At 73.9% G+C, this 12,672-nt stretch carries 13 protein-coding genes; 12 read left to right on the top strand and 1 reads right to left on the bottom strand.

The window, feature by feature from the left end; translation table 11 throughout:
* The first annotated feature begins 85 nt into the window (after positions 1 to 85).
* The 7 genes from CCE02nite_RS12680 (at position 86) to CCE02nite_RS12710 (ending at position 6,369) form a co-directional block, all read left to right on the top strand.
* Positions 86 to 388 carry an urease subunit gamma gene (locus tag CCE02nite_RS12680; protein WP_141389996.1) on the top strand — a complete coding sequence of 101 codons (303 nt, stop codon included), beginning with the start codon at positions 86 to 88 and terminating at the stop codon, positions 386 to 388.
* A gap of 50 nt (positions 389 to 438) precedes the next feature.
* Positions 439 to 888 (top strand): urease subunit beta, encoded by a 450-nt coding sequence (gene ureB, locus CCE02nite_RS12685; RefSeq protein ID WP_141389997.1) that lies wholly within the window; start codon positions 439 to 441, stop codon positions 886 to 888.
* Positions 889 to 891: 3 nt separating this feature from the next.
* A complete protein-coding gene (locus CCE02nite_RS12690; protein WP_141389998.1) occupies positions 892 to 2,610 on the top strand; it encodes an urease subunit alpha in 1,719 nt (572 codons plus the stop codon).
* Positions 2,611 to 2,691: 81 nt separating this feature from the next.
* Positions 2,692 to 3,525, top strand: a complete 834-nt coding sequence (locus CCE02nite_RS12695; RefSeq protein ID WP_255318843.1) for an urease accessory UreF family protein — start codon at positions 2,692 to 2,694, stop codon at positions 3,523 to 3,525.
* Positions 3,518 to 4,336 (top strand): urease accessory protein UreG, encoded by an 819-nt coding sequence (ureG, locus tag CCE02nite_RS12700; RefSeq protein WP_141389999.1) that lies wholly within the window; start codon positions 3,518 to 3,520, stop codon positions 4,334 to 4,336. The genes CCE02nite_RS12695 and ureG overlap by 8 nt, the downstream gene beginning before the upstream one ends.
* A 22-nt stretch (positions 4,337 to 4,358) precedes the next feature.
* Positions 4,359 to 5,351, top strand: coding sequence for an urease accessory protein UreD (locus tag CCE02nite_RS12705; RefSeq protein ID WP_255318844.1), 993 nt, complete (start codon positions 4,359 to 4,361; stop codon positions 5,349 to 5,351).
* A gap of 1 nt (position 5,352) precedes the next feature.
* Positions 5,353 to 6,369 carry an energy-coupling factor ABC transporter permease gene (locus tag CCE02nite_RS12710; protein WP_141390000.1) on the top strand — a complete coding sequence of 339 codons (1,017 nt, stop codon included), beginning with the start codon at positions 5,353 to 5,355 and terminating at the stop codon, positions 6,367 to 6,369.
* A gap of 148 nt (positions 6,370 to 6,517) precedes the next feature.
* Here CCE02nite_RS12710 and CCE02nite_RS12715 read toward each other — a convergent pair whose 3' ends face one another.
* Positions 6,518 to 7,012, bottom strand: coding sequence for a GNAT family N-acetyltransferase (locus CCE02nite_RS12715; protein ID WP_255318845.1), 495 nt, complete (start codon positions 7,010 to 7,012; stop codon positions 6,518 to 6,520).
* A gap of 354 nt (positions 7,013 to 7,366) precedes the next feature.
* Between CCE02nite_RS12715 and urtA the strand changes: the two genes are divergently transcribed.
* The 5 genes from urtA (at position 7,367) to urtE (ending at position 12,613) form a co-directional block, all read left to right on the top strand.
* Positions 7,367 to 8,632 carry an urea ABC transporter substrate-binding protein gene (urtA, locus tag CCE02nite_RS12720; protein WP_053370221.1) on the top strand — a complete coding sequence of 422 codons (1,266 nt, stop codon included), beginning with the start codon at positions 7,367 to 7,369 and terminating at the stop codon, positions 8,630 to 8,632.
* A gap of 201 nt (positions 8,633 to 8,833) precedes the next feature.
* On the top strand, positions 8,834 to 9,718 hold the full coding sequence (urtB, locus tag CCE02nite_RS12725) for an urea ABC transporter permease subunit UrtB (protein WP_141390001.1): 885 nt from the start codon (positions 8,834 to 8,836) through the stop codon (positions 9,716 to 9,718).
* Positions 9,715 to 10,938 carry an urea ABC transporter permease subunit UrtC gene (gene urtC / locus CCE02nite_RS12730; RefSeq protein ID WP_141390002.1) on the top strand — a complete coding sequence of 408 codons (1,224 nt, stop codon included), beginning with the start codon at positions 9,715 to 9,717 and terminating at the stop codon, positions 10,936 to 10,938. Before urtB ends, urtC begins: the two co-directional genes overlap by 4 nt.
* On the top strand, positions 10,935 to 11,921 hold the full coding sequence (gene urtD / locus CCE02nite_RS12735) for an urea ABC transporter ATP-binding protein UrtD (protein WP_141390003.1): 987 nt from the start codon (positions 10,935 to 10,937) through the stop codon (positions 11,919 to 11,921). The genes urtC and urtD overlap by 4 nt, the downstream gene beginning before the upstream one ends.
* Positions 11,921 to 12,613: an urea ABC transporter ATP-binding subunit UrtE gene (urtE, locus tag CCE02nite_RS12740; protein WP_141390004.1), complete on the top strand. Its 693-nt coding sequence runs from the start codon at positions 11,921 to 11,923 to the stop codon at positions 12,611 to 12,613. The genes urtD and urtE overlap by 1 nt, the downstream gene beginning before the upstream one ends.
* Positions 12,614 to 12,672: the final 59 nt, after the last annotated feature.

Raw genomic sequence — 12,672 nt, forward strand, 5'->3', positions numbered from 1 at the left:
CGTCGTGCCCGGGAACGGACCCGGTACACGGACGTATAACGCGGTGTATACACGCCGGAAACGAACACGCGGCAGGATCGCCGCCATGCACCTGACCCCCGCGGACACCGAGAAGCTGCTGCTCGCCGTCGCGGGCATGGTCGCGCGCGACCGGCACGAGCGCGGCGTGCTGCTCAACTATCCGGAGACCGTCGCCCTGCTCACCACGTGGGTGATCGAGCGCGCTCGCGAGGGGGCGGGCGTCGAGGAGCTCATGGTCTCCGGGCGCGAGGTGCTCCGGCGCGACGAGGTGATGGACGGCGTCGCGGAGATGCTGCCCGACGTCCAGGTCGAGGCGACGTTCCCCGACGGACGCAAGCTCGTCACCATCCACCAGCCGATCGCCTGAACCGGCCCGATCCGGCGCACGCACGAGAATCAGCGAGAACGAGGCGACCCATGGCAGGCATCAGCACGAGCGGACCCGGCGCGATCCGGCTCAAGCGCGGCACCGAGGACGTGCCCGTGGTCCTCAACGCCGACCGCACCGACGACGAGCGCGTGACGCTGGTCGTGACGAACACCGGGGACCGCCCGGTGCAGATCGGCTCCCACCTGCACCTGCCCGACGCCAACGCCGCGCTCGCGTTCGACCGGGACGCCGCGCACGGGTTCCGGCTCGACGTCCCGTCCGGCACGTCCCGGCGCTTCGAACCGGGCGCGTCGGCGGAGGTCGAGGCCGTCGCCCTCCGGGGCCGACGCCGCGTCCCCGGGCTCCAGCGCGGCAAGCCCGACGGCGGCGCGCTGGACCGCGTGCCCACGTCGCCCGAGGTGCCCGGGGGCCCGGGCAGGACGACGGCTCCGGGCGACCTGTCGTCGTCGGGCACGACCACCCCCGAGGAGGACTGACGCATGGTCGCGATCTCGCGCGAGCGCTACGTCGCGCTCTACGGCCCGACGACGGGCGACCAGGTGCGCCTCGGCGACACCGACCTGTGGATCGAGGTCGAGGAGGACCGCACGTTCGGGGGCGAGGAGGTCGTCTTCGGCGGCGGCAAGTCGATCCGCGAGTCGATGGCGCAGGGGTCCACGACCCGCGCCGAGGGCGCGCTCGACACGGTGGTCACGAACGCGGTCGTGCTGGACTGGTGGGGGATCGTCAAGGCGGACGTCGGGATCCGCGACGGGCGGATCGTCGCGCTCGGGCGCGCGGGCAACCCCGACGTCGCGGACGGCGTCCACCCGCGCCTGCACATCGGGCCGAGCACGGACGTCGTGAGCGGGGAGGGCAAGATCCTCACCGCGGGCGGCATCGACTCGCACGTGCACCTCATCTCGCCGTCCCAGGTGGTCGAGGCGCTCGCCACCGGCATCACGACGGTCGCGGGCGGCGGCACCGGGCCGAGCGAGGGCACCAAGGCCACGACCGTCACGCCGGGTGCGTGGCACCTCGAGGCGATCCACCGCTCGCTCGACCGCCTCCCCGTGAACGTCCTGCTGCTCGCCAAGGGCAACACGGTGAGCGCCGAGGGCCTGCGAGAGCAGGCCATGGCGGGTGCGGGCGGCTACAAGGTGCACGAGGACTGGGGGTCGACGCCGGCCGCCATCGACGCCGCGCTGCGCGCCGCAGACGACTGGGGGCTCCAGGTCGCGCTGCACTCGGACTCGCTCAACGAGGCCGGGTTCGTGGAGTCGACGCTGCGCGCGATCGGTGGCCGCTCGATCCACGCGTTCCACGCCGAGGGCGCGGGCGGCGGCCACGCGCCGGACATCCTCACCGTCGCGAGCCACCCGAACGTCATCCCCGGCTCGACGAACCCGACCCTCCCGCACACCGTCAACACCGTCGCCGAGCACCTCGACATGCTCATGGTGTGCCACCACTTGAACCCGCAGGTCGCGGAAGACCTCGCGTTCGCCGAGTCGCGCATCCGCGGCACGACCATCGCCGCCGAGGACGTGCTCCACGACCTCGGCGCCATGTCCATCACGTCGTCCGACGCGCAGGCGATGGGCCGCATCGGCGAGGTCGTCACGCGCACGTGGCAGGTCGCGCACGTCATGAAGGCGCGGCGTGGCGCGCACCCGGGTGGGGCGCGCGGGCCCGAGCTCCCCGCGGACAACCTGCGCGCGCGCCGGTACGTCGCGAAGTACACGATCAACCCGGCCGTCGCGCACGGCATCGACGCGTACGTGGGATCGGTCGAGCCGGGCAAGGTCGCGGACCTCGTGCTGTGGGAGCCCAAGCTCTTCGGGGTGCGGCCGAGCGTCGTCATGAAGGGCGGCGCGCTCGTCTGGGGTGCGCTGGGCGACCCCAACGCGTCGATCCCGTCGCCGCAGCCCGTGCTCATGCGCCCGGCGCTCGCCGACGCGATCGGGGCCGACGTGTCGATGTCGTTCGTCTCGCCCGCCGCGCTCGACGACGGGCTGGAGGAACGGCTGGGCCTCGCCCGGCAGCTCCTGCCCGTGGCCCCCACGCGCGACGTCGGCAAGGCGCAGATGAGGAACAACGACTACCTGCCGCAGATCGACATCGACCCCGAGTCCTTCGCGATCGAGGTCGACGGAGAGCTCGTCGTCCCCGCCCCCGCCGACCGGCTGCCCCTCGCCCAGCTCTACTCGCTGTTCTGAGCCATGACCGGGACACGAAACTCGGCGGCCCGACCGCCGAGAAGTGGGCTTCCGCCCCGGATCGGTCGCGATCGGGGGCCGATGTCCACTTCTCGGCGCGAGGCCGACGCGGGCGGACGGGCCGAGCTCATGCTCGCGCTGCTCGCCGACGCGCGGCTCCCGACCGGCGGGCACACGCAGTCTGCGGGGCTCGAGCCGGCGCTGCGGGCGGGGATGCCTCCCGCCCGCGTGCCCGACTACGTGCGCGCGCGTCTCGCCACGGTGACGCGCGTCGAGGCGGCGACGGCGGTCGTCGCGCGGCACGTCGCGCTCGAGGCCGCGGCGTGCGATCTCGCCGGCACGTGGCTCGCCTGGGTCGCCCGGACGCCGTCGCCCGCCCTGCGCGAGACGTCGCAGCGGCTGGGCCGCGGCTATCTGCGGCTCCTGCGCCGGCTGTGGGCCGGGCATCCCGCGGTCGCCGCGCTGGACGAGGCCGCGGTGCTCGTCGCCGACGCGCGCCAGGCCGACGGGGTGCCCGACCCGGGCGAGGGCGCCACGTCGGCCGCACGGGCGCCGTCGGGCACCGGACCCGGTGGGGGAGGGCGGGGAGCGACGAGCCGCAGGGCGCCGCAGCCCCCGCGACCGGTGGTGCTCGGCGTGACCGCCGCGTGCGCCGGGCTGTCCGCGCTCCAGGTCGCGCGGCTCGTCGGGTACGAGGACGTGCAGACCGTCGCCGCGGCGACGCTCAAGCTCGAGCCCGTCGACCCCGTCGTCGCGACGTCCTGGGTCGTCGCGGCCCAGCCCGCGATCGACGCGCTCGCCCACGACGTCGCCCACCTGACCGACCCTCGCGCGATCCCCGCGCACGGCGCACCGCTCGTCGAGCAGTGGGCCGAGATCCACGCCCGCACCACCGAGAGGCTGTTCAGTGCCTGATCAGACGACCCCCGCCAGCACTCGTTCCTTGCGACTCGGCGTCGCCGGCCCCGTCGGCACGGGCAAGAGCTCGCTCATCGCGCTGCTGTGCCGCGAGCTGTCCGGCGTGCTGCAGCTCGGCGTCATCACGAACGACATCTACACCGACGAGGACGCGCGGTTCCTGCGCTCCGCGGGCGTGCTCGACCCCGAGCGCATCCGCGCGGTCGAGACCGGCGCGTGCCCGCACACCGCGATCCGCGACGACGTGACCGCGAACCTCCTCGCGGTCGAGGACCTCGAGGAGGACTTCGCGCCGCTCGACGTCGCGCTCGTGGAGTCGGGCGGCGACAACCTCACCGCCACGTTCTCGCCCGCGCTCGTCGACGCGCAGATCTTCGTGCTCGACGTCGCGGGCGGCGGGGACGTCGCGCGCAAGGGCGGGCCGGGGATCGCCCGGGCGGACCTGCTCGTCGTCAACAAGACCGACCTCGCGCCGTACGTCGGGGTGGACGTGCCGCGGATGGTCCTCGACGCGACGGCCGCGCGCGACGGCGCCCCGGTGCTCGCCCTCTCGCGCCTCGACCGCGAGTCGATCGACGCGCTCACCACGTGGGTGCAGACGCTGCTCGCGGCGCACCGCGCGGGCGCGCACGTGCCGCAGGACCCGGGTCCGATGGCGCCGCACTTCCACGCGGACGAGGAGGGCGACGGCTTCCTCCACACGCACGAGGAGGGTGACGCGGTGCACGCCCACGGGCACGACCACCCCCACTCCGACGTGCACGGCGACGCGGCCGCGGAGCCGGTGGCCGCCGTCGGGCGCGACTGAGGCCCGGGGCGACGAGACGCTCGTGGACGAGGTGACGCGGGTCGGGGCGTACCGGGACGCGGGCCGGGTGCGCTGCGACCTGCGCCCCGGCGCGCTCAGCCCGCGCGTCCTGTCCACCGGGCCGGGCGTGGCCCGGGTCGCGCTCGTCGCGACGCGCGCGCTGCTCCTCGGGGGCGACCGCGTGCGGGTCGAGGTGCACGTGGGCGAGGGCGTCGAGCTCGAGCTCGTCGAGGTGTCGGGCACCGTCGCGTACGCCGGGCGCGGCCGGTCGGCCTCGTGGGACGTGGACGTGCGGGTCGACGCCGGCGGGCTCCTCGTGTGGGACGCGCTGCCGTTCGTCGTGGCGGACGGGGCCGACGTCGAGCGCACCACGCGCGTGTCGCTCGCCGCCGGCGGAGCGCGGCGTGAGCAGGGCGTCGCGCTCCTGCGCGAGACGCTCGTCCTGGGCCGCTCGGGCGAGGTGGGGGGCCGGCTGCGGTCACGCACGCGCGTCGACCTGTCGGAACCTGCTGCCTCCCCGGCGCCCCGCGGTGTCGGCAGGACCGGTGAGTCCGCGACGCCGGACGGGTCGGGACCTCCATGGCGGAGCGACCCGGCACGACCGGAGCACGTGCGCGAGCTCTTCGTCGAGGACCTCGACCTCGACGACGACCGCACCCTGCCCGGGATCCTCGGCGACGCGCGCGTCGTCGACTCGGTGCTGTGCCTCGGCGCCCGGCCTCCGGTGATCGACGCACTCTCCGGGACGCGCCCGGCACCCACCCAGCGGTCCGGCCCGCCCACGCCGGCCGGGCCGCTGCGGCTCGACCTCGACGGACCCGGCGCGATCGCCCGCCACCTCGGCGCGAGCACCCACGACGCCGGGATCGACGCCGTCGTGACGGCCTGGGCGGCACGCGCGCGGGCCGCCCGAAGGACGGTCTCGCCCGGCGACGACGCGCCGCCCTGCCGCGCCGCACCGTCGGGCACCGTTCACCGAGATCACCGCACGACACTGCTGACGACAGGAGCCTGACATGCACGTCCCCGACCACTTCCTCAACGACCCCACGTCGGCGACGACCGCCGTCGTGTCCCTCGCCGCCGTCGGCTACGCCGCGTACCGGGCGCGCGAGGACCTCACCCCGCGCCGCGTCGCGCTCACGGCCGCGACGACCGGGTTCGTCTTCGCCGTCCAGATGCTCAACTACCCGGTCGCGTCCGGGACGAGCGGGCATCTCATGGGCGGGGCGCTCGCCGCGGCGCTCGTCGGTCCGTGGCTCGGCATGCTGTCCGTGACGCTCGTGCTGCTCGTCCAGGCGCTCGTCTTCGCCGACGGCGGGCTCACCGCGCTGGGCACGAACGTGCTGCTCATGGCGGTGGTCGGGACGCTCGTCGGCTGGGCGGCGACGCGCGGCGTCCTGCGCCTGACGCGCGGCCGGGGCGCGGCCGGCGCCGCGGGCGTGGGGGCGTTCGTGAGCGTGCCCGCCTCGGCGGCGGTGTTCGCCGGGTTCTTCGCCGTCGGCGGGACGGTGCCGGTCCCGGTGGGCGAGCTCGTCGGTCAGATGCTCTCCGTGCACACGGTGATCGGGCTCGGCGAGGCGCTGATCACCGCGGGCGTCGTCGGTCTCGTGCTCGCGGTCGCGCCGGGTGTCGCGGCGGTCGAGGGTCCGGCTCGCTCCGCGGCGAACGGCCCCCTGGTGCCCGACGCCGTGGCCTCGCCCGGTGCGGCGGTCTCGCCCGGTGCGGTGCGGCGCGCGGTGCTCGCGCTCGGGTCGGGCGCGCTGCTCGCCGCGGTCGTCGTGTCGTCGTTCGCGGCGGCCACGCCGGACGGCCTCGAGGCGACGGCCGAGTCGGTCGGCTTCGCCGACGCGGCGCGCGACCACGCGTTCGCGGGGATGCCGCTCGCCGACTACGGCGAGGCCGGCGGGATCTTCGTCGGCGTCGCTGGCCTCGTGGGCGTGGCCCTGGCCGTCGCGCTCACGGCCGGCCTCCTCACCGCCGGCCTGCGCGCGACCACCCACCGCCGCGCGGCGACCTCCCCGTCCGCCTGACGGCCACCCCTGCCGAGGTAGAGCCCTGGTCGCGCGAGGTAGAGCCCTGGTCAGCCGAGGTAGAGCCCTGGTCGGAGAGCTGCCCACGAGCAGGGTTCTACTGCGCCGCCCAGGCGCCCCCGGTGCGTCGCAGGGCCTCGGCCCTGCCCTACCGGACCAACCGGATCTCGATGATCCCGCCGAAGCGGGCGTCGGCGTGCCGAGGGCCGTCGGGCTCGAATCCGTTGCGCGCGGAGAAGTGCCGCGCGCGCGGGTTCTCCTCGGCCACCCAGACCTGCGCCGGCCCGGGCGGGACGACGACGTCGAGCAGGGCCTGTCCCGTCCCCGTCCCGTGGTGCTCGGGCAGCACGTACAACGAGTACAGCTCGATGTCCCGCGCGGGCGTGTGGCTGCCGACCTCCCGCGACGGGCCGCCGATGCCGAACCCGACCACCGCGTCGTCTCTCTCCGCGACGATGATCCGGATGCGGCCGGGCGAAGCCTGCGGCCCGAGCCAGCTCTTCCACGACGAGGTGCGTTCCTCGAGGGTGGCGGTCTGCCAGAACGAGTCGGGCACGAGGTCGGCGTAGGTCGCGCGCCACACGGTGTGGTGCACGAGCGCGAGACGCGTGGCGTCGTCGGGCTCGGCGGGTCGGAGCAGCACGGGGACGACCACCGTCGCGAGGTAGGGCTCCGGTCCCGCGAGGTAGAGACGAGGTTCGAGAACGCTCCACGACCAGGGCTCTACCTCGGCCGACCAGGGCTCTACCTCGGCGGACGCTCTCCAGCGCGTGACCGGATCGTGACCGTGTGACACGCGCCGTTAACAAGGCGGGCAGATCGGCCGAAACACGGCGTCACTAGCGTCGACACCAGTGGGCACCACCCCGGGCACATCCTCGTATACATGCCTGTACCCGGTGCTCGCGGCGAGCGACCGCCTGCCCGGCGGCCGCCGGCCTCCTGCTGAGAAACCTGCGGAGAACTCCGCTGTGCGAACCTCGCTGAAAGGACTCTCGTGACACCTTCACGCGCCACGACCCGTCTCGCCCCGGCCGCCGCTCTCGTCGTCCTCGCGCTCACGCTCACCGCGTGCGGCGCGAAGACGGAGACCGGCGACGGCGCGGGCGCCGCGACCAGCGCCGCCGAGAGCTGCGTCGACACCTCCGGCGACACCGTCAAGATCGGCTTCCTCAACTCGCTCTCCGGCACCATGGCGATCTCCGAGCAGACCGTCGCCGACTCGCTCGCCCTCGCGGCCGAGGAGATCAACGCCGACGGCGGCGTGCTCGGCAAGCAGCTCGAGATCGTCCAGGAGGACGGCCAGTCCGAGCCCACCGTCTTCGCGGAGAAGGCGGAGAAGCTCATCACGAGCGACTGCGTGGCCGCGGTGTTCGGCGGCTGGACGTCCGCCTCGCGCAAGGCCATGCTCCCCGTCTTCGAGGCCCAGGACTCGCTGCTCTTCTACCCGGTCCAGTACGAGGGCCTCGAGTCGTCGCCGAACATCTTCTACACCGGAGCGACGACCAACCAGCAGATCGTCCCCGCGCTCGACTACCTCAAGGAGCAGGGGGTCGAGTCGATCTTCCTCGTCGGCTCCGACTACGTCTTCCCGCGCACGGCGAACAAGATCATCAACGCCTACGCGGAGGCGAACGGCATCGAGGTCCTCGGCGAGGAGTACGCGCCCCTCGGCCACACCGACTTCTCCACGATCGTCAACAAGGTGAAGTCCGCCGGGGCGGACGCCGTGTTCAACACGCTCAACGGCGACTCCAACGTCGCGTTCTTCAAGGAGTACAAGAACGCGGGCCTCGGCCCGGACACCATGCCGGTCGTGTCGGTGTCGATCGCCGAGGAGGAGGTGGGCGGCGTCGGCGTCGAGAACGTCGAGGGCCAGCTCACGGCCTGGAACTACTACCAGACCCTCGACAGCCCGGAGAACACCACGTTCGTCGAGGCGTTCCAGGCGAAGTACGGCGCCGACCGCGTGACGTCCGACCCGATGGAGGCGGCGTACACCTCGCTCTACCTGTGGAAGGGCATGGTCGAGAAGGCCGAGTCGTTCGACGTCGCCGACGTCCAGGAGGCCGCCGACGGCGTCACCTTCGACGCGCCGGAGGGCTCCGTCACCGTGAACGGCGACAACCACCACATCGCCAAGACCGCGCTCATCGGCAAGATCGGCCCCGACGGCCTCATCTACACCGAGTGGAGCTCGGGCGAGCCGATCGAGCCCGACCCGTACCTCGAGGGCTACGACTGGGCCGAGGGCCTCTCGTAGTGGGGGAGCTCCGCCGGGCGTGAGCCCGGCGGGGACCGGGGTGTGCGCGCCGGGTCTACCATCCGCCCGCTCGTTCCTCGCGGGCTCCCGCCAGACCCGCCACGACCCGGGGCGCACACCCCGGTCCCCGCCTCTCCCGTCACCTCGCCGCACGCCTCACCCTGTCCACCTCGCACGCACTCACCGGAAGGCGTACCGCCCATGGACGTGCTGTTCTCGCAGCTCTTCGCGGGGCTGAGCCTCGGCTCCGTCCTGCTCCTCGCCGCCCTCGGGCTGGCGCTCACGTTCGGCCAGATGGGCGTCATCAACATGGCGCACGGCGAGTTCATGATGGCGGGCGCCTACACGGCGTTCGTCGTGCAGGGGGTCGTCGGGAACGCCGGCGTCTCGCTGCTCGTGTCGCTGCCGCTCGGGTTCCTCGTCGGCGGCCTGCTCGGCCTGCTGCTCGAGGCGACGCTCATCCACCGCATGTACAAGCGGCCGCTCGACACGCTCCTCGTCACGTGGGGCGTCGCGCTCGTGCTCCAGCAGGTCGCGCGCGACGTGTTCGGCGCCCCCAACGTCGACGTGCGCGCCCCGGCCTGGCTGAGCGGCGCCGTCGACCTGTTCGGCCTGGCCGTGCCCAAGACGCGCGTGTTCATCCTCGCGCTCGCGGTCGTCGCGGTCGTCGCGCTCGCCGTCGTGCTCAAGGTGACGCCGCTCGGGCGGCGGATCCGCGCCGTCGTGCAGAACCGCGACCTCGCCGAGGCCAGCGGCGTCTCCACGCGGACGACGGACCGCCTGACGTTCTTCATCGGCTCCGGTCTCGCCGGGATCGCGGGCGTCGCGCTCACGCTCCTCGGGTCGATCGGCCCGACGCTCGGCACGAGCTACATCGTCGACGCGTTCCTCGTCGTCGTCGCGGGCGGCATCGGGCAGATCAAGGGCACGGTCATCGCAGCGTTCGCGCTCGGGCTGCTCCAGGCGACCTTCGAGTACTCCACGACGGCGAGCATCGCCAAGGTGCTCGTGTTCGTCGTCATCGTCGTCTTCCTCCAGGTGCGACCCCAGGGCCTCGTGTCGGTCCGGACGAGGAGCCTCGCATGAGCGCCGTCACGACCGGGGGCACGTCCCGGCTCACCGCCCTGTACCGCTCCTCGCGCGCCCGCGTGATCGTCGGGTTCGCCGTCGCGGCGGTCCTGCTGTTCGCCGTCGCGCCCGCGACGCTGTCCACGTTCCGCCTCGGCCTGCTCGGCAAGTTCCTGTGCCTCGCCATGGTCGCGGTCGGCATCGGCCTCGCCTGGGGGCGGGGCGGGATGCTCACGCTCGGGCAGGGCGTGTTCTTCGGCCTCGGCGCCTACATCATGGCGATGCACCTCAAGCTTGCCGATGCCGGGCCGGGCGGGGTGCCGGACTTCATGATGCTCTACGGCTCGGGCGAGGTGCCGGGCTGGTGGGAGCCGTTCCGGTCGCCCGTCGTGACCATCCTCGCCATCGCCGTCGTGCCGGCCGGCCTCGCCGCGCTGCTCGGGTTCGCCGTCTTCACGCGGCGCGTCCGGGGCGCGTACTTCGCGATCCTGTCGCAGGCGCTCGCGGCCGCGTTCGCGATCCTGCTCATCGGTCAGCAGGCGACGACGGGCGGCACCAACGGCCTCAACGGGTTCCGGTCGTTCTTCGGTTACGACCTCGCCGACCCGGTGAACAAGCGCATGCTGTTCTTCATCGCCGCGGGCGCCCTGCTCGTCATGGTCGCGATCGCGCGCCAGCTCATGGTGTCGCGGTTCGGCGAGCTGCTCGTCGCCGTGCGCGACCAGGAGAACCGGGTCCGGTTCCTCGGCTACGACCCCGCGAAGGTCAAGGTCGTCGCGTACGCGGTCGCGGCGTTCATGGCGGCCGTGGGCGGTGCGCTGTTCGTGCCGATCGTCGGGATCATCTCGCCCGCCGACGTGGGTGTCGTGCCGTCCATCGGGTTCCTCATCGGCGTCGCCATCGGTGGCCGCGCGACGCTCCTCGGCCCGGTGCTCGGGTCGATCGCCGTGAGCTGGGCGCAGACGAGCCTGTCCGAGGCGTTCCCGTCCGGCTGGATCTACGCCCAGGGCGCTCTGTTCATCCTCGTCGTCGCGTTCCTTCCCGGCGGGCTCGCCGAGCTGTTCACGCGGTGGCGCCGCTCACGCCGCGGCTCCGTGCCCGACGGCGGCGCGCCCGCCCCGGCAGACGGCGGCACCGCGGCCGGGGGCCGCCCGGGCGAGCCGGACTCTGGTGACCCGACGGCCGAGGCGCCGACCGCCGTCGACCACGACCCCGCGACCTCCGGGAGGACCGCATGACCACGCAACCCACCGGACCGGCGTCGGGCACGGCGCCGGCGGCCGAGGCGGCGGGCGCCGCCGTCCTCGAGACCGGCGTCGCGGGCGACGGGCTCGACCTCGAGGCCGCGCAGTCCGTCCTCGGCGTCGACGACTCGCGCTTCCGGCACGACTACCTCGAGGTGCGCGGCCTGCGCGTCGAGTTCGACGGGTTCGTCGCCGTCCAGGGCGTCGACCTCACCGTCACGGCGGGCGACCTGCGGTTCCTCATCGGGCCCAACGGCGCGGGCAAGACGACGATCGTGGACGCGATCACGGGCCTCGCCAAGGCGTCGGGATCCGTGCAGTTCGGCGGGGTCGACCTGCTCGGCAAGAAGACGCACCGCATCGCACGGGCGGGCGTCGGGCGCACGTTCCAGACGGCGAGCGTGTTCGAGGAGCTCAGCGTGCTGCAGAACCTCGACATCGCCGCGGGCGCCCGGCGCGGGCCGCTGACGCTGCTGCGGCGTCGCACCTCGACGCCCGAGGCCGTCGAGCAGGCGCTGGAGACCGTCGGGCTCGCGCACCTGCGCGACGTCCAGGCCGGGATCCTCGCGCACGGGCAGAAGCAGTGGCTCGAGATCGGGATGCTGCTCGTCCAGGACGCCCGGCTGCTGCTGCTCGACGAGCCCGTCGCGGGCATGAGCCAGGCCGAGCGCGAGCAGACGGGCGAGCTGCTCCAGCGCATCGGCGCCCAGCGGACGGTCGTCGTCGTCGAGCACGACATGGAGTTCCTCCGGGCCTTCGCGAGCTCGGTCACCGTGCTGCACCTGGGCCAGGTGCTCGCCGAGGGCACGTACGCCGAGGTCCAGGCCGACCCGCGCGTGCAGGAGGTCTACCTCGGCAGCGCGGGCGCGACCCGCGGCGCTCGCCGCCGCACCCCGGGACGTGATGCGGGGAGCGAGCCCGCGGCGTCCGGCACGACGAGCCCGGCGACCACGACGAACGACGACGAGGAGGCGTGATGCTCGAGCTCACGGGACTGCACGCGGGCTACGGCCGGACCATGGTGCTCCACGGCGTCGACCTCACGGTGCCCGCGGGCGGCGTCGCCGCCGTGCTGGGGCACAACGGCGCCGGCAAGACGACGCTCCTGCGGACCGCGCTCGGGCTGCTCAAGGCCCGGTCGGGGAGCGTCGTGCTCGACGGCGAGGACGTCACCCGGCTGCCGACGCACCAGCGCGTGCGGCGCGGGCTCGCGTACGTGCCGCAGGGGCAGCAGTCGTTCGGCGACCTCACGGCGCGCGAGAACCTCCAGCTCGTCGCCGACACGTCGCGCGAGGGGCCGCGACGCCTCGACGAGGCGCTCGACCTGTTCCCCGCGCTGCGCGGGCTGCTCGGGCGGCGCGCCGGACTCCTGTCCGGGGGCCAGCGCCAGCAGCTCGCCATCGCGCGCGCCCTCATCACCGGCCCGCGCGTGCTCGTGCTCGACGAGCCGACCGAGGGCATCCAGCCGTCCGTCGTCACGGAGATCGAGGACGCGATCCTCGCGCTCACCGACGCCGGCGGGCTGTCGGTGCTGCTCGTCGAGCAGCACGTCGGGTTCGCGCTCGGGGCCGCGCGCGACTACGTCGTCCTCCAGTCCGGGCGCGTGACGAGCCGGGGGTCGGGCGGCGAGTCGGCCGAGGAGAGCGTCCGTGCGGCGATGGCGGTGTAGCCGATGTGGGTCTCCGGGCCCTCGAGCACGACATGAGGGCCGTTCTCCGGCGGATGACG

Origin of the sequence: Cellulosimicrobium cellulans (assembly GCF_006539945.1) — a bacterium.
GTDB lineage: Bacteria > Actinomycetota > Actinomycetes > Actinomycetales > Cellulomonadaceae > Cellulosimicrobium > Cellulosimicrobium cellulans.

Excerpts from the sequence above, each read along its gene's own strand:
- CCE02nite_RS12680 (WP_141389996.1), top strand. The coding sequence starts at position 86 with ATGCACCTGACCCCCGCGGACACCGAGAAGCTGCTGCTCGCCGTCGCG.
- ureB (WP_141389997.1), top strand. The coding sequence starts at position 439 with ATGGCAGGCATCAGCACGAGCGGACCCGGCGCGATCCGGCTCAAGCGC.
- CCE02nite_RS12690 (WP_141389998.1), top strand. The coding sequence starts at position 892 with ATGGTCGCGATCTCGCGCGAGCGCTACGTCGCGCTCTACGGCCCGACG.
- CCE02nite_RS12695 (WP_255318843.1), top strand. The coding sequence starts at position 2,692 with ATGTCCACTTCTCGGCGCGAGGCCGACGCGGGCGGACGGGCCGAGCTC.
- CCE02nite_RS12710 (WP_141390000.1), top strand. The coding sequence starts at position 5,353 with ATGCACGTCCCCGACCACTTCCTCAACGACCCCACGTCGGCGACGACC.
- urtB (WP_141390001.1), top strand. The coding sequence starts at position 8,834 with ATGGACGTGCTGTTCTCGCAGCTCTTCGCGGGGCTGAGCCTCGGCTCC.
- urtC (WP_141390002.1), top strand. The coding sequence starts at position 9,715 with ATGAGCGCCGTCACGACCGGGGGCACGTCCCGGCTCACCGCCCTGTAC.
- urtD (WP_141390003.1), top strand. The coding sequence starts at position 10,935 with ATGACCACGCAACCCACCGGACCGGCGTCGGGCACGGCGCCGGCGGCC.
- urtE (WP_141390004.1), top strand. The coding sequence starts at position 11,921 with ATGCTCGAGCTCACGGGACTGCACGCGGGCTACGGCCGGACCATGGTG.